Origin of the sequence: Bordetella petrii (assembly GCF_000067205.1) — a bacterium.
Lineage (GTDB): Bacteria > Pseudomonadota > Gammaproteobacteria > Burkholderiales > Burkholderiaceae_B > Bordetella_A > Bordetella_A petrii.
In genome coordinates this window covers 1,944,208-1,963,846 of record NC_010170.1, presented here as the reverse complement: position 1 = coordinate 1,963,846, position 19,639 = coordinate 1,944,208, and the positions used below count along the sequence as shown (strand labels likewise).

The 19,639-nt window shown below is 66.7% G+C and carries 19 protein-coding genes and 1 other RNA gene; 11 read left to right on the top strand and 9 right to left on the bottom strand.

Annotation, left to right across the window (positions count from 1 at the left end):
- The 5 genes from BPET_RS09590 to gyrA are packed head-to-tail and all read right to left on the bottom strand — an operon-like array spanning position 1 to position 6,914.
- The gene (locus BPET_RS09590; RefSeq protein WP_012248809.1) at positions 1 to 906 is read right to left on the bottom strand and encodes a prephenate dehydrogenase; all 906 of its coding nucleotides are present in this window, start codon (positions 904 to 906) and stop codon (positions 1 to 3) included.
- A complete protein-coding gene (hisC, locus tag BPET_RS09585) occupies positions 903 to 2,024 on the bottom strand; it encodes a histidinol-phosphate transaminase (protein ID WP_012248808.1) in 1,122 nt (373 codons plus the stop codon). The genes BPET_RS09590 and hisC overlap by 4 nt, the downstream gene beginning before the upstream one ends.
- 24 nt (positions 2,025 to 2,048) lie before the next feature.
- Positions 2,049 to 3,134 (bottom strand): prephenate dehydratase, encoded by a 1,086-nt coding sequence (gene pheA / locus BPET_RS09580; RefSeq protein ID WP_012248807.1) that lies wholly within the window; start codon positions 3,132 to 3,134, stop codon positions 2,049 to 2,051.
- Complete coding sequence (gene serC / locus BPET_RS09575; protein ID WP_085970207.1) at positions 3,127 to 4,260, bottom strand: 3-phosphoserine/phosphohydroxythreonine transaminase; 1,134 nt, start codon at positions 4,258 to 4,260, stop codon at positions 3,127 to 3,129. The genes pheA and serC overlap by 8 nt, the downstream gene beginning before the upstream one ends.
- On the bottom strand, positions 4,257 to 6,914 hold the full coding sequence (gyrA, locus tag BPET_RS09570) for a DNA gyrase subunit A (RefSeq protein ID WP_012248805.1): 2,658 nt from the start codon (positions 6,912 to 6,914) through the stop codon (positions 4,257 to 4,259). The genes serC and gyrA overlap by 4 nt, the downstream gene beginning before the upstream one ends.
- Positions 6,915 to 7,292: 378 nt before the next feature.
- On the opposite strand from gyrA, the gene ompA reads away from it, so the two are divergent.
- The 9 genes from ompA (at position 7,293) to msrA (ending at position 13,498) form a co-directional block, all read left to right on the top strand.
- Positions 7,293 to 7,874, top strand: coding sequence for an outer membrane protein OmpA (gene ompA, locus BPET_RS09565; RefSeq protein WP_012248804.1), 582 nt, complete (start codon positions 7,293 to 7,295; stop codon positions 7,872 to 7,874).
- 81 nt (positions 7,875 to 7,955) lie between these two features.
- A complete protein-coding gene (gene ubiG / locus BPET_RS09560; RefSeq protein WP_012248803.1) occupies positions 7,956 to 8,684 on the top strand; it encodes a bifunctional 2-polyprenyl-6-hydroxyphenol methylase/3-demethylubiquinol 3-O-methyltransferase UbiG in 729 nt (242 codons plus the stop codon).
- Complete coding sequence (locus BPET_RS09555; protein WP_012248802.1) at positions 8,681 to 9,355, top strand: HAD-IA family hydrolase; 675 nt, start codon at positions 8,681 to 8,683, stop codon at positions 9,353 to 9,355. Before ubiG ends, BPET_RS09555 begins: the two co-directional genes overlap by 4 nt.
- 261 nt (positions 9,356 to 9,616) lie before the next feature.
- Complete coding sequence (locus BPET_RS09550; RefSeq protein WP_012248801.1) at positions 9,617 to 10,798, top strand: MFS transporter; 1,182 nt, start codon at positions 9,617 to 9,619, stop codon at positions 10,796 to 10,798.
- A 56-nt stretch (positions 10,799 to 10,854) separates the two neighbouring features.
- Positions 10,855 to 11,241: a transfer-messenger RNA gene (ssrA, locus tag BPET_RS25950) on the top strand.
- A 202-nt stretch (positions 11,242 to 11,443) separates the two neighbouring features.
- On the top strand, positions 11,444 to 11,962 hold the full coding sequence (locus tag BPET_RS09545; protein ID WP_231852674.1) for a MarR family winged helix-turn-helix transcriptional regulator: 519 nt from the start codon (positions 11,444 to 11,446) through the stop codon (positions 11,960 to 11,962).
- Between the two features lie 45 nt (positions 11,963 to 12,007).
- Positions 12,008 to 12,514: a YkgB family protein gene (locus BPET_RS09540; RefSeq protein ID WP_012248799.1), complete on the top strand. Its 507-nt coding sequence runs from the start codon at positions 12,008 to 12,010 to the stop codon at positions 12,512 to 12,514.
- A gap of 13 nt (positions 12,515 to 12,527) precedes the next feature.
- Complete coding sequence (gene msrB / locus BPET_RS09535; protein WP_012248798.1) at positions 12,528 to 12,980, top strand: peptide-methionine (R)-S-oxide reductase MsrB; 453 nt, start codon at positions 12,528 to 12,530, stop codon at positions 12,978 to 12,980.
- Positions 12,977 to 13,498, top strand: a complete 522-nt coding sequence (gene msrA, locus BPET_RS09530) for a peptide-methionine (S)-S-oxide reductase MsrA (RefSeq protein ID WP_012248797.1) — start codon at positions 12,977 to 12,979, stop codon at positions 13,496 to 13,498. The genes msrB and msrA overlap by 4 nt, the downstream gene beginning before the upstream one ends.
- Positions 13,499 to 13,541: 43 nt before the next feature.
- On the opposite strand, the gene BPET_RS09525 is transcribed toward msrA, so the two are convergent.
- Both BPET_RS09525 and BPET_RS09520 read right to left on the bottom strand, forming a co-directional pair.
- Positions 13,542 to 14,810 carry a TIGR03862 family flavoprotein gene (locus BPET_RS09525; protein WP_012248796.1) on the bottom strand — a complete coding sequence of 423 codons (1,269 nt, stop codon included), beginning with the start codon at positions 14,808 to 14,810 and terminating at the stop codon, positions 13,542 to 13,544.
- Between the two features lie 93 nt (positions 14,811 to 14,903).
- A complete protein-coding gene (locus BPET_RS09520) occupies positions 14,904 to 15,443 on the bottom strand; it encodes a GNAT family N-acetyltransferase (protein ID WP_012248795.1) in 540 nt (179 codons plus the stop codon).
- 332 nt (positions 15,444 to 15,775) lie between these two features.
- Between BPET_RS09520 and modA the strand changes: the two genes are divergently transcribed.
- On the top strand, positions 15,776 to 16,486 hold the full coding sequence (gene modA, locus BPET_RS09515; RefSeq protein ID WP_231852673.1) for a molybdate ABC transporter substrate-binding protein: 711 nt from the start codon (positions 15,776 to 15,778) through the stop codon (positions 16,484 to 16,486).
- Between the two features lie 9 nt (positions 16,487 to 16,495).
- On the opposite strand, the gene BPET_RS09510 is transcribed toward modA, so the two are convergent.
- Positions 16,496 to 17,254: a sulfite exporter TauE/SafE family protein gene (locus tag BPET_RS09510; protein ID WP_012248793.1), complete on the bottom strand. Its 759-nt coding sequence runs from the start codon at positions 17,252 to 17,254 to the stop codon at positions 16,496 to 16,498.
- A gap of 161 nt (positions 17,255 to 17,415) precedes the next feature.
- Here BPET_RS09510 and BPET_RS09505 point away from each other — a divergent pair, with 161 nt between their 5' ends.
- Positions 17,416 to 18,327, top strand: coding sequence for a LysR substrate-binding domain-containing protein (locus BPET_RS09505; RefSeq protein ID WP_012248792.1), 912 nt, complete (start codon positions 17,416 to 17,418; stop codon positions 18,325 to 18,327).
- On the opposite strand, the gene BPET_RS09500 is transcribed toward BPET_RS09505, so the two are convergent.
- Positions 18,320 to 19,609 carry a M20/M25/M40 family metallo-hydrolase gene (locus BPET_RS09500; protein WP_012248791.1) on the bottom strand — a complete coding sequence of 430 codons (1,290 nt, stop codon included), beginning with the start codon at positions 19,607 to 19,609 and terminating at the stop codon, positions 18,320 to 18,322. The two genes, BPET_RS09505 and BPET_RS09500, sit on opposite strands and share 8 nt — an antisense overlap.
- Between the last annotated feature and the right edge of the window lie 30 nt (positions 19,610 to 19,639).

The window sequence follows — 19,639 nt, the reverse complement described above, 5'->3', positions numbered from 1 at the left end:
TTACTCCTTGCGCCAGCCGCGGCGCGCCTGGGCGGCGCGCGCCAGCAACGCCTCGAGCGCGGCGCCGTCGCCTTCGGCAATAGCGCGCTCGGCCTGATCGAGCACCGCGCGCACCGCGGCCAGCTCGGCGCGCAGCGCCGCGCGGTTGGACAGGAAAATGTCGCGCCACATTTCGGGCGACCCGGCCGCGATGCGGGTGAAGTCGCGAAACCCCGTGCCGGCCAGGGCCAGCCGCGCGGCCGCGTTGTCGGCGGAAGCCACCTGGGCCATGTAGGCTGCCGCCAGCAAATGCGGCATATGGCTGACCGACGCCAGCACCTGGTCGTGCGCGTCGGCATCCATGTCGATGACGTGCGCACCGCAAGCCTGCCACAACGCGCGCACGCGCGCGACCTCGGCGGGCGCATTTTCCGGCAGAGGAGTCAGGATGACGGTGCGGCGCCGGTACAGGGCCGCGTCGGCGGCATCGGGCCCGCTGCGCTCGGCGCCGGCGATCGGATGGCCCGGCACGAACTGGCCGATACGCTCGTCCAGTGCGGCGCGCGCGGCCGCCACGACTTCCGCCTTGGTGCTGCCGGCGTCGGTGAGCACGGCGTGGGGCTGCAGATGCGGGCGCAGCTGGGCCAGCATCGCCCCCAGGCCGCCCACCGGCGTAGCCAGCAAGATGACGTCGGCCTGCGCGGCGGCCTCTTGCGGCGTGGCAGCGGCGTCGATCAGGCCCAGTTGCCGGGCGCGCTCGAGCGACTGGGCATTGCGCCCCACGCCCAGCACGCGCCCCACCTGCCCCGCCTGGCGCAGCGCCAGCGCCGCAGAGCCGCCGATCAGGCCGACGCCCACTACCGCCAGGACAGGAATCAGGGGGCCATCGGCCCCCTGCGTCTCGGTGCCGACTGGCGGGCGCGTCATGCGGCCAGAACTTCGGTGAGCGCGGCGATGAACCGCTGGTTTTCCTCGGGCAGGCCGATGGTGACGCGCAGCCACTCAGGCAGGCCGTCGCCGGCCACGGGCCGCACGATCACGCCGCGCTTGAGCAGTTCGAGGTTGACGCGCTGCGCGTCGCCCACGTGCACCAGCACGAAGTTGCCGTAGCTGGGCACATAGCGCCGCGCCAGGCTTTCGAATGCGGCGCACAGTTGCTGCTTGCCCGCCTTGTTCAGCGCGTACGAACGCGCCAGGTAGTCGGCGTCGCCCAGCGCCGCGATGGCGGCGGCCTGCGCCAACGTGTTCACGTTGAACGGCTGGCGCACTCGGTTGAGCAGGTCGGTCAGCGCCGGCTGCGCCATGGCGTAGCCCACGCGCAGCCCGGCCAGCCCGTAGGCCTTGGAGAACGTGCGCGAGACGATCAGGTTGGGATACTGGCGCACCAGGGCCACGCTGTCGAAGCGCAGCTCGGGGTCGAGGTATTCGTTGTAGGCCTCGTCCAGCACCACCGTGACGCGGTCGCCGTGGGCGGCGTGCACGCGCTGCAGGAAGGCCGCCACGTCGGCGCCCGGCACGAAGGTGCCGGTGGGGTTGTTGGGATTGGCGATGAACACCAGGCGGGTGTCGTCGGCAATGGCCTCGAACATGGCATCGAGGTCGTGGCCGTAGTCGCGCGCCGGCACCTGGATGTGACGCGCGCCGCGCGCCTGGGTGGCCAGGCGGTAGACGGCGAACGAATGCTGTGCATACACGGCCGACGTGCCTGGTTCGAGCAGCGCCAGCGCGGCGATTTCCAGGATGTCGTTCGAGCCGTTGCCCAGCGTGATCCAGCCCATGGGCACGCCGTAGCGTTCGGCCAGCGCGGCCTTCAGGTCGAAGCCGTTGGGATCGGGATAACGGGCCAGCGTGCCGGCCGCGGCGGTCAGCGCGTGGCGCGCCGATTCGGGCATGCCCAGCGGGTTCTCGTTGGAGGCCAGCTTGACGATGCCGGCCGGGTCCAGCCCGAACTCGCGGGCCAGTTCTTCGATGGGTTTGCCGGCCTGGTATGGCGCAATGGCGCTGACGTGGGCGGGAGCGGTCAACGGCTTGATGGCGGTAGTCATGAAAATGCGCGTACGCGAGGAAGATTACTGCGCCGGGTACGAGCCCAGCACTTTGATGAAAGCCACCTGCTCCTGCAGGTCGGCCAGCGCGCGGGCCACCTGGGGGTCGTCGCGGTGACCCTGTACGTCGACGTAAAAATAGTATTCCCACTGGCCGGTGCGCGCGGGCCGCGATTCGAAGCGGGTCATGGACACGCCGTTGGCCGCCAGCGGCGCCAGCATGTCGTAGACCGCCCCGGCGCGATTGGGCACGGCCAGGATCAGGCTGGTTTTGTCTTTGCCGCTGGGCAGTGGCTGGATATCGCCCAGCGCCAGGAACCGCGTGCGGTTGTTGGGGTCGTCTTGAATGCCGGCGGCGACGATTTGCAGGTCCCAGGCAGGCGCGGCGCTTTCGCCGGCAATGGCCGCCATGGCCGGATTGCCGGCCGCCACGCGCGCCGCTTCGGAATTGCTGGCCTCGGCAACGCGCTCCAGGCCGGGGTAGTGGCGGTTCAGCCAGGCCTGGCACTGGGCCAGCGCCTGGGGATGCGCAGCCACGGCGGTCACGCCGTCCATCGAGCCCGATTGCGTCATCAGGCAGTGGCGGATGTCGAGCGAACGCTCGCCCAGGATCTTCAGCGGCGTATTGAGCAGCAGATCCAGGTTGCGGTTGACCGCGCCCTCGGTGGAGTTTTCCACCGGCACCATGCCCACGTCGGCCTGCCCGGCCTCGACGGCGCGAAATACTTCGTCGAACGACGGGCAAGGCAGCGGCTGCACCGACCGGCCAAAATGCTCGAAGGCCGCCTGCTCGGAAAACGAGCCGCGCGGCCCCAGGTAGGCAACCGTCATGCCGCGTTCGAGGCCGCGGCAGGCCGAGATGATTTCGGTCCAGACAAACGCCACGGCGTCGCGCGGGAATGGCCCCGGGTTCAGCTGCTGCAGGCGGCGGATGACCTCGGCCTCGCGTTCGGGCCGCAGCACCGGGCCGTCGGCCGCGGCAGCGTGCTTGGCCTCGCCCACTTCGAGCGCCGCACGGGCGCGCTGCGACAGCAGTTCGAGAATCTGGGTGTCGAGCGCGTCGATACGCTCGCGCAGCGGCTTGAGCCGGTCTTGCAGGGAATCAGCCATAGCGGCGCTCGAAGTCTCGCAGGTACTCGACCAGCGCGCGCACGCCTTCGAGCGGCATGGCGTTGTAGATGGAAGCCCGCATGCCGCCCACGCTCTTGTGGCCCTTGAGCTGCATCAGGCCGGCCGCCTCGGCGCCTTGCAGGAAGGCGTCGTTGAGCGATTCGTCGCGCAGCACGAACGGCACGTTCATGCGCGAGCGCACCGGCGCGTGCACGGGGTTGTGATAGAAGGAGGTGCTGTCCAGGTAGCCGTACAGCAGCTCGGCCTTGGCGCGGTTGGCCGCTTCCATGCCGGCCACCCCGCCCTGCGCCTTCACCCACTTGAACACCAGGCCCGCGATGTAGATGGCGAACGCCGGCGGCGTGTTGTAGCGCGAATGCTCGGCCGCCACGTTGGCGTAGTCGAAGGCCGACGGACAGATAGGCAGGGCCTTGCCGATGAGATCGCGACGGGCCACCACCATGGTGACACCTGCCGGCCCGGCATTTTTCTGGGCGCCGGCGAACAGCAGGCCGGCGCGCGTGACGTCCATGGGGCGCGACAGGAAGTGCGACGAGGCGTCGACCACCAGCGGCACGTCGGGCGCGCCCAGCGCGGCCAGGTCGGGCCAGTCGGTGAACTCGACGCCATGAATGGTTTCGTTGCTGCACAGGTGCAGGTAGGCCGCTTCGGGGCGCACCTTCCACGTGTCCGCCGGAGGCACCCAGGTCCAGGGAGCCTGTTCGCGGCCATCGACGCTGGCGGCCTCGCCGGCGCTGGCGGCCACATGGATGTCGCCGTAGCGGCCGGCTTCTTTATGCGAGCGGGTCGACCAGTGGCCGGTCAGCACGAAATCGGCCGCCGGATGGCCGCGCCGGCCGATCAGGTTCATGGGCACGATGGCGTTCTCGCCCAGCCCGCCGCCCTGCATGAACATCACGGCGTAATCGGCCGGCACGCCCAGCAGGTCGCGCAGATCGGCTTCGGCCTGGTCGCAGATTTGCACGAAGTGCTTGCCGCGATGGCTCATTTCCATCACCGACATGCCGCTGCCGTTCCAGTCCAGCATTTCGTCGGCAGCCTGCTGCAGCACCGCTTCAGGCAGGGCCGACGGGCCCGCCGAGAAGTTCCAGGGACGCGCCATCATTGCTCCGTAGGTTCGGTCGGTTCGGGCGAAGCGCCGGATTCGCCGTCATTGGCATCCGTGGCTTCGGCATCTTCGTCGTCGGCGTCGGCATCGCTTTCCACCACCCGGCGCACACCCGACAGGCTGCTGCCGTCGTCGACGCTGATCAGCGTGACGCCCTGCGTGGCGCGGCCCATTTCGCGGATTTCGCTGACGCGGGTGCGCACCAGCACGCCGCCGGTGGTGATCAGCATGATTTCATCGGACGGCATCACCAGCACGGCGCCCACCACCTTGCCATTGCGCGACGAGGTCTGGATGGCGATCATGCCCTTGGTGCCGCGGCCGTGGCGGGTGTATTCGGCGATGGAGGTGCGCTTGCCATAGCCGTTTTCGGTGGCGGTCAGCACGCTTTGCGATTCGTCGCCGGCCACCAGCAAAGCAATGACAGACTGGCCGTCTTCGAGCGTCATGCCGCGTACGCCGCGGGCATTGCGGCCCATGGGGCGCACGTCGTTCTCGTCGAAGCGCACGGCCTTGCCGGCGTCGGAGAACAGCATGACGTCGTGCTTGCCGTCGGTAAGGTCGGCGCCGATGAGATAGTCGCCCTCGTCGAGGCCCACGGCAATGATGCCGGCCTTGCGCGGGTTGGAGAAGTCGGACAGCGGAGTTTTCTTGACAGTGCCGCGCGAGGTGGCCATGAAGACGTAGTTGTCTTCGCTGAACTCCTTGACGGGCAGCACCACGGTGATTTTTTCTCCGTCGGCCAGCGGGAACATATTGACGATGGGCCGGCCGCGCGAGCCGCGCGTGCCCTGCGGAACTTCCCAGACTTTCAGCCAGTACACCCGGCCGCGGTCGGAGAAGCACAGCAGGTAATTGTGCGTGTTGGCGATGAAGAGCTGGTCGATCCAGTCGTTTTCCTTCATGGCCGTGGCCTGCTTGCCGCGCCCGCCGCGTTTCTGCGAACGGTACTCGGACAACGGCTGGCTCTTGATGTAGCCCGCATGCGACAGGGTAACCACCATGTCGGTAGGCGTGATCAGGTCTTCGGTGTCGAGTTCAGTAGCGTTGAATTCGATCTCCGAGCGGCGGGTGTCCTTGGCGCCGGTAGAGAATTCGGCCTTGATGGCCTGCAGTTCTTCGCCAATGATGGTAGTGATGCGTTCCGGCTTGGCCAGGATGTCGAGCAGGTCGGCAATGGTGGCCATCACGTCTTTGTATTCGCCGACGATCTTGTCCTGCTCGAGCCCGGTCAGGCGCTGCAGGCGCATGTTCAGGATTTCCTGCGCCTGCGTGTCGCTCAGGCGATACAGGCCGTCGCCCTGCAGCCCGAAGCTTTCGTGCAGGTCGTCGGGGCGGAACGCCGCGGGCCCGCCCACCGCGTCGAGATCGGCGCGCGACAGCATCTCGCGCACCAGCGAGGAATCCCATGCGCGCGACATCAGTTCCTGGCGCGCCACCGGCGGGGTGGGCGCGGCCTTGATGATGGCGATGAAGTCGTCGATGTTGGCCAGCGCCACCGCCAGGCCTTCCAGCACGTGGCCGCGCTCGCGCGCCTTGCGCAGCTGGAACACGGTGCGGCGCGTCACGACTTCGCGGCGGTGCTGCAGGAAGTAGTGGATCAGCTGCTTCAGGTTCAGCAGGCGCGGCTGGCCGTCGACCAGCGCCACCAGGTTCATGCCGAAGGTGTCCTGCAGCTGGGTGTTCTTGTACAGGTTGTTGAGAATGACCTCGGGCACTTCGCCGCGCTTGAGCTCGATGACCAGACGCATGCCGTCTTTGTCGGACTCGTCGCGGATATCGGAGATGCCTTCGATTTTTTTCTCGTTGACCAGCTCGGCAATGCGCTCTTGCAGTGTCTTCTTGTTGACCTGGTAGGGTATGGCGTCGACCACGATAGCCTGCCGGTTGCCCTTTTCCATGTCTTCGAAGTGCGTCTTGGCGCGCATGACCACGCGGCCACGGCCGGTGCGGTAGCCTTCGCGCACGCCCGACATGCCGTAGATGATGCCGCCGGTGGGGAAGTCGGGCGCCGGGATGAGCTCGATGAGCTCGTCGACCGAGCATTCGGGATTGCGCAGGCAATACAGGCAACCGTCGACCACTTCCTGCAGGTTGTGAGGCGGAATGTTGGTGGCCATGCCCACGGCAATGCCCGAGCTGCCGTTGACCAGCAGATTGGGCAGGCGCGAGGGCAGCAGCAGCGGTTCTTGCTCGCTGCCGTCGTAGTTGGGCCCGAAATCGACGGTTTCCTGGTCGATGTCGGCCAGCAGCTCGTGGGCGATCTTGGCCAGGCGCACTTCGGTGTAGCGCATGGCCGCCGCGCTGTCGCCGTCGATGGAGCCGAAGTTGCCCTGGCCGTCGACCAGCATGTAGCGCATGGAGAAATCTTGCGCCATGCGCACAATGGTGTCGTACACCGACTGGTCGCCGTGGGGGTGGTACTTACCGATGACGTCGCCCACGATACGGGCCGACTTCTTGTAGGCGCGGTTCCAGTCGTTGTTGAGCTCGTGCATGGCATAGAGCACGCGCCTGTGTACCGGCTTCAGGCCGTCGCGCACATCTGGCAGCGCTCGCCCCACGATTACGCTCATGGCGTAATCAAGATAGCTGCGGCGCATCTCTTCTTCCAGCGATACCGGAAGCGTCTCCTTGGCAAAGGAATCCATATATATAGCGACTGAATCGAATAAGAGAAACCCGGGCCGGGTAAACAGGAAATTCTATCATCCGATTGTCGGACGGCCGGTCGGGCGCCCGCCACGCCCGCCGCCCTGTCCCGCCTGATGGCGCAATTGCCACCCTGTTGTCAAAAACCAACAACCCTGCGGCACACAGAGAAGAAAAGATCATATCCAGCACCAATGCGGCTTTCGAAGGCAGCCAAAGGTCATCAAATGCCTTAAGATTGTTTCCAGCACGCAGGAGACCCAGTAGCGATCCTTTGAACCTTTTCTGGGCGTTGCTATACTGGCCCCGTTTTCCTGATATGCGGCGGGGGTTCGCTGCGAGTCACTTATCCAGCTTCAAGCTCAACGAGGAGAAACATGAACAAACCCTCCAAATTCGCTCTGGCGCTCGCCTTCGCCGCCGTTACGGCCTCTGGTGCAGCTTCCGCGCAAACCGTGGACAACTGGCGCAACCCGTTCGGCGACGTGTGGATGAACGGCACGAATGAACTGTGCTGGCGCGATGCCTTCTGGACCCCGGCGACCGGCATCCCCGGTTGCGACGGCGTGCCGGTGGCTCAGGCGCCCGCCAAGCCGACGCCGATGGCCACCAAGGTCGTCTTCAACGCCGACACGTTCTTCGACTTCGACAAGTCGACGCTGAAGCCGGAAGGCCGCCAGCTGCTGGATCAAGTTGCCCAGCAAGCCCAAGGCATCGACCTCGAAACCATCATCGCCGTTGGCCACACCGACTCGATCGGTACCGAAAAGTACAACCAAGGCCTGTCCGAGCGCCGTGCCGCTTCGGTCAAGTCGTACCTGGTCAGCAAGGGTGTCGACCCCAACCGCATCTACACGGAAGGCAAGGGCGAACTGCAGCCCGTCGCTTCCAACAAGACGCGTGAAGGCCGTGCCCAGAACCGCCGCGTTGAAATCGAAGTTGTGGGTAGCCGCCGTTAATCGACGCGCTAGCCGCTACAATGAAGGGCCTCGCACTGCGAGGCCCTTTTTTCATCCCGGCGCGGCCGCGCCCAGTTGCCCATGACCACCCAAACTCCTGCATCCGCCCGCCCCGGCGTGAACGCCGACCAGGCCGAGCTGGACAAGTTCGCAGCCCTGGCCGCCCGCTGGTGGGACCCCGAAAGCGAATTCAAACCCCTGCACGCCATCAACCCGCTGCGCCTGGACTGGATCCAGCAATGCGCCGGCAGCCTGACGGGCAAGGCCGTGCTGGACGTCGGCTGCGGCGGCGGCATCCTGTCCGAAAGCATGGCTGCGGCGGGCGCCCGGGTCACGGGCATCGACCTGGCCGAGCGCTCGCTGAAAATCGCCCGCCTGCACGGACTGGAATCCGGCGTGCAGGTGGAATACCGCGCCGTGCCCGTCGAAGAACTGGCCGCCGAGCAACCCGGCCATTACGACATCGTCACCTGCATGGAAATGCTCGAGCACGTGCCCGACCCCGGCTCGGTGGTGCGCGCCTGCGCTGCCCTGGCCAAGCCGGGCGGCTGGGTGTTCTTTTCCACCCTGAATCGCAACGCCAAGTCATTCCTGTACGCTATCATCGGCGCCGAGTACGTGCTGCGCCTGCTGCCGCGCGGCACCCACAGCCACGAGCAGTTCATCAAGCCCAGCGAACTGGCCGCCGCCGCGCGCCAGGCGGGTTTGCAGCCCACGGGCATGCGCGGCATGGAATACAACCCGATCACCCAGGTGTACAGCCTGTCCGGCGATACTTCCGTGAACTACCTGATGTCCGCCCGCAAATGAGCGCCCTGATCCTGTTCGACTTCGACGGCACCCTGGCCGATACCGCCCCCGACCTGGCCGCCGCGGCGAACCGCCAGCGCACCCGGCGCGGCCTGGAACCCCTGCCCTACGAAACGCTGCGCCCGGTGGCCTCGCAGGGTGCGCGCGGGCTGCTGCGCATCGCCCTTGGCCTGCTGCCCGACCACCCCGACTACGAGCCGGCCCGGCTGCAGTTCCTGGAAGACTACGCGGCGGGCTCCACGGTGCACAGCCGCCTTTTCCCCGGCATTGCCACCCTGCTCGACGGCATACACGAGCGCGGGCTGGCCTGGGGCATCGTCACCAACAAGGTCACCCACCTGACCCTGCCCATTGTCGAATTCCTGGGCCTGACGCGCCGTAGCGCGGTGCTGGTGTGCGGCGACACCACCGACCACTCCAAGCCGCACCCGCTGCCGCTGCTGCATGCCGCGCGCGAGGCCGGCTTCGCCACCGACCGCTGCGTGTACGTGGGCGACGACCTGCGCGACATCCAGGCCGCCCATGCCGCCGGCATGCCGGCAGTGGCGGCGGCGTACGGCTACCTGGGCACGGACGAGAACATCACCACCTGGTCGGCCGACGCCTGCGCCGCCACGCCCGACGAGCTGTGGGGCGCCATCGAACCCTTGCTGCCGCGCGACGCACGCTAGTGCCGGGTAAGCCGGGGCGGGCTGCGCGGCCCCGGGCACTGTTCATCTGGCATGAATAGTCATGCCGAATTTTCCCTCTTTATCCGGCTGAGCCCGTACCGTACAGTGCATTCCTGACGCACTGCTCTTGCCGCCCGGCCGGCCGCCCTGTTCTCGCGGCGCGCCCGGTACGCGGCGCCACCCGGCTCTGCCGGGCCGCACTCCAGCCTTTCCCTTGCCCGTTCATTACGCGCGGCGCCCCGTGCCGCGCACAGGAATCCTATGCTGTTGCCCATCCTGTTGCTTTCCACCGCCGGCTTCACCATTCTGACGACCGAGTTCCTGATCGTCGGCCTGCTGCCTCCCTTGGCGCGCGACCTGGGCGTGTCGGTATCGCAGGCGGGGCTGCTGGTGACGTTGTTCGCCTTCACCGTGGCAGCCACGGGGCCGATGCTGACGGCGCTCATGACCAACATCGACCGCAAGCGCCTGTTCATTGGCGTACTGGCGCTATTCGGCGCCTCGAACACCCTGGCGGCGCTGGCGCCCAATATCGGCATCATGGCGGTGGCGCGCTTTGTCCCGGCCCTGGCGTTGCCGGTGTTCTGGTCGCTGGCCAGCGCCACCGCCGTTGAACTGGCCGGCCCGGCGCGCGCCGGCCGGGCCATCTCGATGGTGGCGTTCGGCATCGTGGCCGCTACCGTGTTCGGCATTCCCATCGGCGTGCTGATTTCCGATGCCTTCGGCTGGCGCGCCGCGTTCGGCGCGCTGGCGGCGCTGGCGTTCGCCAAGGCGCTGCTGCTGTGGGCCTGCTTCCCACGTCCGCCCCGCCACGCGCAGAACGTCAAGCTGGCCGCCCAGTTGCGCATCTTGCGCAACCCCCGGGTGGTGGGCCACGTGCTGCTGTCGCTGCTGGTCTTTAGCGGCATGTTCACCGCCTATACCTATCTGGCCGACATGCTGGAACGGCTGGCCGGCTTCAACGGGCAATGGGTCGGCTGGTCGATGATGGCTTTCGGCGCCATCGGGCTGCTTGGCAACTGGGTCGGCGGCCGGCTGGCCGACCGCAGCGCCCTGGGGGCCACCCTGCTGTTCTCGGCGCTGATGGCGGCCGGCCTGGCGGTGCTGGGGCCGGTGATGCGCACGCCGGGGCTGCTGGCCGCGGCCCTGGGTATCTGGGGCATCGCCCAGGCGGGACTTTTTATTGTGTGCCACGTGCGCGTCATGAAATCGGCCCCCGAGGCCCCGGCCTTCGCCGCATCGCTGAATATTTCCGGCGCCAACACCGGTATCGGCATCGGCGCGATCGTGGGCGGCTACGTCATCGATCACCACGGCCTGGCATCGCTGGGCGTGGCCGCGGCCGGTATTGTGCTGGCCGCGATCGGCCTGGGCGCGCTGCTGGCCGCCACCGCTCGCCCGCGGCCGCATACGCTGCGGCGACAACCCTGCGCCAACGCCTGAAAACCCCGCAAAATCCTGCCTGTTCGCGGCGATTTGGAGTACAATTCAAGCAACTTGGGGCCGATCCGGATTCGACGTGGGTCGCGAAACAACTCAGGGCATGCCGAGCACCAGTAAGCTCGTTAATCCACTGGAACACTACAAACGCCAACGACGAGCGTTTCGCTCTCGCCGCTTAAGCGGTGAGCCGCTGCACTGATCTGTCCTTGGGTCAGGCGGGGGAAGGCAACTTCCCAGGGGGCAACCCCGAACCGCAGCAGCGACATTTACAAGGAATCGGTCTGCGCTGGGGTCACACGGTTCAGGCTTAAATTACGTGAATCGCCCTGGTCCGGCCTGTCGGTTGGCTAAGTCCAGGGTTAAATCCAAATAGGCCGACTACGCATGTAGAACTGGTTGCGGAGGGCTTGCGGACGGGGGTTCAATTCCCCCCGGCTCCACCACAATTCAACGCCAAGCGATTGATTCGCTTGGCGTTTTCTTTTGGCTTCGCATTTTTTCACGCGAGCATCCTCCACCACCCCCGCACACCCCCAGCCAACGTGCCCGCCATCGGGCTTGCGTTCCGGCACGTTCCTCCTTTAATATATGCATGACTCATACATTTACAGGGCACGCTTCATGGCACAAATATCGGAACGTCTCGTGAATCTTGTTGGCGCATTGGCCCTGGGCGTAACCGACCGCATGCGCGCGGCGGTTGCCGAGGCCATGTCGCTGGGCGGAGAAACCGTGGCCGCGGTGATTGTGATCGGCCACTCTCCCACGCTGTCCATCGACCAGCTCAGCCGGATTCTGCGCCTGTCGCACGCGGGCGCGGTTCGCCTGGTCGATCGCCTGGTCGAGCGAGGTTTCGTTGAAAAGCGCCCGTCGGCGCTGGACCGCAGAACGATGAGCCTGGCGTTGACCCCCAGCGGCTCGCGGCAGCGCGACGAGCTCCTGGCGCTGCGCAAAGCGGCACTGGAGGCGCTGCTGGCGCACGTATCTGCGCAGGATCTGGAAGCGCTCGAGCGCATTGCCGAGACCGTGGTCGCCAAACTGCCGGACGATGCCCTATCCGCGCTGACGACCTGTCGTTACTGCGATGAACGAAGCTGCGCCAGCTGCCCGATGGAAGCGTTTGGATCGCTCGATACGCCCTGCGGCTCGCCGTCCAGGACCTGAAACCGTTTTTCTTCATAACCACGCCTGGAACCAAAGGAAACCGCAATGACCCACCCCGAGAACCCGTCACCCCTGCAAATCGCTGAAAAAGGCGCCGGATCGCCCGCGGCGCTGGCCCTGCTCAGGTGGGCGCTCGTCATTGTTTTTCTCTGGTTTGGCGCGATGAAATTCACCGCGTACGAAGCGAACGGCATCGGGCCGTTCATCGCGCACAGCCCCATCATGAGCTGGCTGCACGCCTTGTTCGGCATCCAGGGCGCCAGCTACGTGATCGGCGTGCTGGAACTGTCGACGGCGGCGGCTCTGGTTGTGGGAGCGTTCCAGCCGGCTTTCTCGGCGCTGGGCGCGGCGATGTCCGCGGCCACGTACCTGATCACCCTGACCTTTTTCTTCACTACCCCTGGCGTCGCGGAAGCCAGCGCGGGCGGATTTCCCGCCATCTCGGCGGCACCCGGCCAGTTTCTGCTGAAGGATATCGTCTTGCTCGCAGCATCATTGTGCCTGCTGCGCGCATCCGTGCCGGGCTTGCGCCCCGGCGTCCGCAACGTGTGAAATGGAGCGAACCATGGCTACTTCGTACAAGAGAACCGAGGCTGCTATTGCCAGCCTGACGCCCGAACAGTACCGGGTGACACAGGAAAGCGGAACCGAGCGCCCGGGAACCGGCGCCCTGCTGCACAACGCCGAGCCGGGCATCTATGTCGACGTCGTGTCAGGCGAACCACTGTTCTCGTCTACGGACAAGTATGAATCGGGGTGCGGCTGGCCGAGCTTCACCAAGCCGGTCGAGCCGGTGAACATCAATGAGCGGCGCGACGCGAGCCACGGCATGATCCGCACCGAAGTGCGCTCGACGCATGGCGACAGCCACCTGGGGCATGTATTTCCCGACGGGCCGCGCGATCGCGGCGGTCTGCGATACTGTATCAATTCGGCTTCGCTGCGTTTCGTGCCACGCGATCAGATGGTGGAACAGGGTTACGGCGAATATCTCGACCAGGTAAAGGAAATATCATGACGACCGAACGTGCTGTACTTGCAGGCGGCTGCTTCTGGGGCATGCAGGATCTCATCCGCAAGCTGCCCGGCGTAATCTCGACCCGGGTCGGGTACACCGGTGGCGACGTGCCGAATGCCACTTATCGCAATCACGGCACGCATGCCGAGGCGATCGAGATTCTGTTCGATCCGTCGCAAATCAGCTATCGCCGGCTGCTCGAATTCTTTTTCCAGATTCACGACCCGACGACGCCGAATCGCCAGGGCAATGACCGCGGCATGAGCTATCGCTCGGCAATCTACTTCACCAGCGAACAGCAGAAAGCCGTGGCGCTGGATACGATCGCGGACGTCAACGCTTCGGGACTGTGGCCCGGCAAGGTGGTTACCGAAGTCGAGCCGGCGGGCGATTTCTGGCAGGCTGAACCCGAGCACCAGGATTACCTGGAACGCTTCCCCGACGGGTATACCTGCCATTTCGCTCGGCCGGACTGGGTGCTGCCGCGCCGGGCCGACACCGGCACTAACGGGGCTTAGCGGGGCTTACTGGGCTTAGTGGGCTAAACAGGCCTTGCGGGCATCACGATGCCAGGAACGCCCGCGCGCCCTCTCCCGCCACCACGCCGCTGGCCATGCATGCCGTGAGCAGGTAGCCACCGGTGGGCGCTTCCCAATCCAGCATTTCGCCGGCGCAGAAGACGCCCGGGGCGGTTTTGAGCATCAGCGCGTCGTCAACGGCCTCCAGGCGCACGCCGCCCGCGCTGCTGATGGCCTCGTCGATGGGACGCGCGCGCAACAGGCGCAGCGGCAACGCCTTGATGCAGCGGGCCAGCAGCGCCGTGTCCTGCCAGGCTTGTGCCGGCGCGCATTCGCGCAGCAGCGCGGCCTTGGCGCCCTTGAGTCCGAGCCGGCTTTGCAGATGGCTGGACATGGAACGCGCGCCGCGCGGATGCGCAACCTGCGCCAGAACACGCTCGGCGGACTGATCGGGCAGCAGGTCGACCCAGGCGAGCGTCGTGCCGTTTGCATCAATGGCATCGCGCAGCCCGGCCGACAAGGCGTACACCAGGCTGCCTTCGATGCCGGCGGCGGTCAGCACGAACTCGCCGCGCCGCCACAAGCCGGGCGCGCCGCCGTGATCCGGCGCCATGGCAACTGACTTGAGCGGCATGCCGGCGCAGCGCTCGCGCAGGTGCGCGCTCCAGTTGGCCTCGAAGCCGCAATTAGCCGGACGCAACGCGGCGATGTCTACGCCGTGCGCCTGCAGGCCGGCCACCCACGCGCCGTCGGAGCCGAGCCTGGCCCAGCTGGCGCCGCCCAGGGCCAGAATGGCGGCATCGGCGCTCACCAGCAACGGCCCCTGTGGCGTCTGGAAATGCAGCTGTCGCGGGTCGATGGGCGCGCCGGGGGGCCAGCCGCTCCAGCGATGCCGCATATGAAAGCGCACGCCCGCGGCGCGCAACCGCGACAACCAGGCGCGCAATAGCGGCGCGGCCTTCATCTCGCGCGGGAACACGCGGCCGGACGACCCGACGAAAGTCTCGACGCCCAGGCCATGCGCCCAATCGCGCAGGCCTTGGGCGTCCAGCCGGCCCAGCCAGCCGGCCACGGCGGCGCTGCGCACGCCGTAGCGCGCGTTGAAACGCCCGGCCGGCTCGCTGTGGGTAAGGTTCAATCCGCCCCGGCCGGCCAGCAGGAACTTGCGCCCCACCGACGGCATGCCATCGTAGACGTCCGCCGGTATGCCTTGCCGCGCCAGGGCTTCGGCCGCCATCAGGCCGGCCGGGCCGCCACCGATGATGGCGACGCGGACGGCGGTGGAGGACACGGGTGCAGCGGAATCGGGCATGGACGGGGCGAAGTTTTGCGGCAGCTCGACCGGGTATTTACGGGCAATGAGCGCCTGAGCAAAGCGCGGCGGGGGTCTTGTGCAAGACCCGTATTATGGCGCGTCTGGCGCCGGTTCCGCGGCCGGCACCGGCCGGCTCATGATCACGCTGCGGTAGTTCACGCCTTGCCATTGAGCGTATTCGATATGGCGATAACCGCGCCTGACATACCAATCGATCAAATGCCCCGCGGATTCAGCGGTATCCAGCGCGACTTCGGCGGCGCCCGTCTGCGCGGCGCGCGCCTCGGCCAGCGCCATCAGACGCCCGCCCAGCCCCTGTGATTGCCATGACGGGTCGACCGCGAACTGGGCCAGTGAGGCCACGTCCGGCCGGTCGAGCCAGGGCGAGCCCCTGGTGTTGGCCATGGGCTTGAAGACGATGGTACCGATGAGAACGCCGTTGGCCACCGCCACGTGGCATTCGCCCTGGGCGATGCGCTGGCGGGTGATGTCATCCGACTGGTGCGTGGCCACGTAGCGCAGGCCCATGGCGGCAAGGCGCGCGTACGCCCTGTGCAGCAACGCCGTCAGTTCCGGGATCGAATCGTGCGGCGCGATCGGCCGTATGTCGATACTGCTTGAATCGCGCATGGAGGCAGGTCCGCAAGGCGGCCCGAGACAAAACACGGATTTTCATCGCAATGGGAGTTCTTGCCAAGCGGCGACCCCGCGATGACCGGCCGGCCTCGCCAGCGTTTAACTCGATGTTGCAACATTCAATCCGGCTATCAACAGCCAATAATCCATGCATTTCCGGATTTTCCTCGGCATGGCGCGGCCCTGCCCCCCGGGCCGGGTGGGCGCGGCCGCGTGAATATGATCAAATCACACGCCTGTTCGATAGAAAACGCGCTGCGCCGCAGCGCCAGAGATTGCCGATGAATGCGCGCATCAGCCTTCCCGTCGCGTTATTGCTTGCCTGTATGACCGTTGCCACGGCTCGCGCCGGACAGGTGCAGGTGGCCGTGGCAACAGATGTCGCGGCACCGATCCGCGCCATTGCCGAAGATTTCCAGCGGAAGACCGGCAATGTCGTGGTGTTGTCCACCGCCCCCACCAGCCAGCTCTACGCCCAGATCTCGCGGGGCGCTTCCTACGATGTTTTCGTGGCCGGCAACGACGTGCTGCCGGCGCGCCTGGAAGCCACCCACAAGGCCGTGCCGGGCACGCGTTACACCTACGCCATGCGCGTGCTGGCGCTGTGGTCGCCGCGCGAAGGCTATGTCGACCCGCAAGGCGAGGTGCTGAAAGACAACCAGTTCAAGCGGCTGTCGGTTGCCAGCCCCGACCTGTTGCCCTATGGTCGCCCTGCCATGCAGGTGCTCGACCGGCTGGGGCTGAGCGGTTCGGTGAGCGACAAGCTGGTCGAACGCCACAACACGATGGATACCCGCCGCTTTCTGGCGGACGCCAACAGCGACCTGGGTTTCGTGACGCTGTCGCACATCTACAAGGACAGCCGCATCCAGCGTGGCTCGGCGTGGATCGTGCCGACGACGCTGTACGACCCGATCCGGCAGGACGCCGTGCTGCTGGAAAATGGCAAAGAGAACCTGGCGGCGCGCTCGTTCTTGTTCTACCTGAAGGGCCCGAAAGTGGGCCAGATCATGCGGTCGTACGGGTTCCACCGCTAGCCGGGGTTTTCAAGACGCCAGCCCCTCGACAAGCTGGTAGGCCCCTAAAGCCGCCAGGCTGGCCATGAAGCACAGGCGGAACATGCGCGGCGACAGCGTGCGGCGCAAGCGCTGGCCAGCGGCCATGCCCAGCAAGGCCGGCGCCAGCATGGCAAATGAAGCGCCCGCCGCACTCGCGCCATAGCTTCCGTTGAGCCACAGCCCGGCCGCCAGCGCCACCGTGGACACCGTGAACGACACGCCCATGGCCTGCACCAGCCCGTCTTTGTCCAGCGCCAGCGATTGCAGATACGGTACGGCGGGCACGACGAACACGCCGGTCAGCGCGGTGATGACGCCGGTGAGCATTCCCGCGCAGGGTCCCAGCCACCGCTCGCCCCGCGCGGACAGCACGGGCGGCGTGCCGAACAGCCCCCAGGCCGCATATGCCAGCAGCACGGCGCCCAAAGCCGCCACGCCCCAGTCGCCGGCCGGGGGGCCGAACAGGATGGCGCCGGCCAGCGTGCCGACGCAAACGCCCATCTGCATGGGGCCGACGCGCCGCAGCAACGGCCCCAGTGTGCGCGCGGGCCGCGCCTGCCATAGATTGGTAAGCAGCGAAGGCACGACCAACAGCGCGGCGGCCTGCGCCGGCGGCATGAACAAGGCCAGCAAGGCCATGGAAATGGTAGGCAGGCCCATGCCCACCACGCCCTTGGCCAGGCCGGCCAGCAAGAACACGGCAGCCACCGTGGCCGGCATGGGCGGCAAGAATTCGAACAGATGCATGCGTATCCAGGTTTCGGCACAACCGTAGGCAACCGCCTTTCGCCCGCGCCGCAATGTGTTGCAAGAGACCTTATTTTCATTGGCTATTGCCAGTACGCCAATGCGGATGTGCCGAATTCAGGTTCAGGTTATTCCTTATTCTGGCGTGCTAGCATCGCGCAATGCGTTTCGACCTGACCGATCTGCGCCTGTTCTTGCGAATTCACGAGGCCGGCTCCATTACCGGCGGCGCGCAGCGCGCCCACATGACGCTGGCGTCGGCCAGCGAGCGCGTGCGCGGCATGGAAGACACGCTGGGCGTGCCGCTCTTGGTGCGCCAGCGCCATGGCGTGCGCGTCACGGCGGCGGGCCGAACGCTGCTGCATCATGCCCGCGCCGTACTGCAGCAGGTCGAGCGCATGCACGGCGAGCTGGACCAATACGGACACGGCATCCGGGGCCACGTCAGGCTGCTGTGCAACACGGCCGCGCTCAGCGAATACCTTCCCGATGCGCTGTGCGGCTTCCTGGCGCAGCACCCGCGCATTTCGGTGGACGTGCAAGAACGGCCCAGCGACGACATCGCCGACGCCATGCGCGCCGGCGCGGCCGACATCGGCATCGTGGCCGATTCAGCCGACCCGCAGGGTCTGAATACCTATCCGTTCCGCCCCGATCCGCTGGTGCTGGTGGTGGCGCGCGGCCACGTGTTGGCGCAATCGGCCAGCGTGGGCCTGGCCGAGATTTCGGCCCATGACTTCATCGGCCTGGCCGAGGGCAGCGCCCTGCAAGAGCACATCGCCCTGCATGCGCGCCGCGCCGGCGCGGCCTTGAATTACCGTGTGCGGCTGCACAGCTTCGACGCTATCTGCCGGCTGGTGGGCGGCGGCATAGGCATAGGCATCGTGCCGCGGGCGGCGGCGCGGCGCTGTGCGCGCGCCACCGGCATCAAGGCGGTGGCGCTCGACGCGCCCTGGGCGCAGCGCCACCTGCTGTTATGCGTGCGGCACGCCGACGACCTGCCCGCCTATGCCCGGCAGATGCTGCGGTATCTGCAGGACACCGCGCCGCCGGCGCGAACGCGCCCTACTTAAGCGGCACCTGGTCGCGCGAAATGTCCATGATCATGCGCGCGGCAAGATAAAGGCGCGGCACGATGGTGTCGATCTGCACGTATTCCGCCGCGTTGGAATGCGCGCCGAAGCCGCTCAACCCCATGCCCTCGACCACGGCTCCGCGCGCCTTCACGCCGGCGAAGGCGGCGTCGGTACCGCCCCCGGTCGCCACGTCCAGCACCTTCATCGGCAAGCCCAGCTCTTCGTAGATGGCCGCGCCATGCGTGGCCACGCGGCGCGACGCCTCGGTGGCTTCGAGCGGCGGGCGGCGCACTTCGAAACGCAGGTCGACCTTCGCCTCGGGCAGCAGCTTTTTCTGGATGCGCTCGCGCATGGCGGCCTCCAGCGCGTCGAAATCGGCGACCTTCAGCGAGCGGGCATCGGCCTGCGCCGTGGCCCGGCCGGGAATCACGTTGCGCACGGTGCCGGCCTGGGCCAGGGTCCAGTTCAGCTTCAACCCCTGCGCGGGTTGCGACAGGTCGTTCATTTGCAGCACCTGATGCGCCAGTTCGTACAGCGCATTGACGCCGCCTTCCGGCCGCGCGCCGGCATGTGAAGTCTTGCCGGTGACGGTAAGGTAGGCCGCGCCGATGCCGCTGGTGGCCAGGCGCAGGTTGCCGTCTTTGCCGCCGCCTTCAAACGAGAACACGGCGTCCTGGTCAGCCCCCAGGCGCGTAATGGTGTTGCGCGCGCCAGGCGAACTGATTTCTTCATCGCCATTGATCAGCACGGTGAGCGAGCCGTATTCCTTGAAGCCCAGGTCGCGCAGCAAGGCCACCGTATGGATGATGGCGGCCACGCCCTGCTTGTCGTCGGCGATGCCCAGGCCATAGGCGCGCTCGCCTTCGATGCGAAACGGCTGGTCTTTCAGCATGCCCTTCTGGTAGACCGTGTCCATGTGGGCAATCAGCATGATCTTCTTGCTGCCCGTGCCCTGGAATTCGGCGTGCACCATCGGCCCCACCTGTTCCGGCGTATCGGCCAGGCGCGTGATGTCGGCGGGCGTGATGATCTCGACCTTGCCGTCCAGCGCCTTCAGGCGCTTGGCCACCAGCGCGGCAAGTTGCCGCAGGCCTTCCAGGTCTTTGCTGCCCGACTCGATGCCGACCAGGTCGCGCATGGTGTCGAGCATGGGTTGGCGCTGCGCCTGGGCGGCGTCATGCACCGCGGCCACGGGCGCGGCGTGCGCCAGGCCGACGGCAGCGCAGCACAACAGCGTCAGGCCATACGAACGAGCAGAACGAGACAGACTACTAGGCATCGCACAAGCTCCTTTTTGAATCGCCGTAGA

Excerpts from the sequence above, each read along its gene's own strand:
- BPET_RS09500 (WP_012248791.1), bottom strand. The coding sequence starts at position 19,609 with ATGCCTAGTAGTCTGTCTCGTTCTGCTCGTTCGTATGGCCTGACGCTG.
- msrB (WP_012248798.1), top strand. The coding sequence starts at position 12,528 with ATGGCTACTTCGTACAAGAGAACCGAGGCTGCTATTGCCAGCCTGACG.
- BPET_RS09510 (WP_012248793.1), bottom strand. The coding sequence starts at position 17,254 with ATGCATCTGTTCGAATTCTTGCCGCCCATGCCGGCCACGGTGGCTGCC.
- BPET_RS09520 (WP_012248795.1), bottom strand. The coding sequence starts at position 15,443 with ATGCGCGATTCAAGCAGTATCGACATACGGCCGATCGCGCCGCACGAT.
- ubiG (WP_012248803.1), top strand. The coding sequence starts at position 7,956 with ATGACCACCCAAACTCCTGCATCCGCCCGCCCCGGCGTGAACGCCGAC.
- BPET_RS09505 (WP_012248792.1), top strand. The coding sequence starts at position 17,416 with ATGCGTTTCGACCTGACCGATCTGCGCCTGTTCTTGCGAATTCACGAG.
- pheA (WP_012248807.1), bottom strand. The coding sequence starts at position 3,134 with ATGGCTGATTCCCTGCAAGACCGGCTCAAGCCGCTGCGCGAGCGTATC.
- gyrA (WP_012248805.1), bottom strand. The coding sequence starts at position 6,914 with ATGGATTCCTTTGCCAAGGAGACGCTTCCGGTATCGCTGGAAGAAGAG.
- msrA (WP_012248797.1), top strand. The coding sequence starts at position 12,977 with ATGACGACCGAACGTGCTGTACTTGCAGGCGGCTGCTTCTGGGGCATG.
- BPET_RS09555 (WP_012248802.1), top strand. The coding sequence starts at position 8,681 with ATGAGCGCCCTGATCCTGTTCGACTTCGACGGCACCCTGGCCGATACC.
- BPET_RS09540 (WP_012248799.1), top strand. The coding sequence starts at position 12,008 with ATGACCCACCCCGAGAACCCGTCACCCCTGCAAATCGCTGAAAAAGGC.
- ompA (WP_012248804.1), top strand. The coding sequence starts at position 7,293 with ATGAACAAACCCTCCAAATTCGCTCTGGCGCTCGCCTTCGCCGCCGTT.
- hisC (WP_012248808.1), bottom strand. The coding sequence starts at position 2,024 with ATGACTACCGCCATCAAGCCGTTGACCGCTCCCGCCCACGTCAGCGCC.
- serC (WP_085970207.1), bottom strand. The coding sequence starts at position 4,260 with ATGATGGCGCGTCCCTGGAACTTCTCGGCGGGCCCGTCGGCCCTGCCT.
- BPET_RS09590 (WP_012248809.1), bottom strand. The coding sequence starts at position 906 with ATGACGCGCCCGCCAGTCGGCACCGAGACGCAGGGGGCCGATGGCCCC.
- BPET_RS09525 (WP_012248796.1), bottom strand. The coding sequence starts at position 14,810 with ATGCCCGATTCCGCTGCACCCGTGTCCTCCACCGCCGTCCGCGTCGCC.
- BPET_RS09550 (WP_012248801.1), top strand. The coding sequence starts at position 9,617 with ATGCTGTTGCCCATCCTGTTGCTTTCCACCGCCGGCTTCACCATTCTG.
- modA (WP_231852673.1), top strand. The coding sequence starts at position 15,776 with ATGACCGTTGCCACGGCTCGCGCCGGACAGGTGCAGGTGGCCGTGGCA.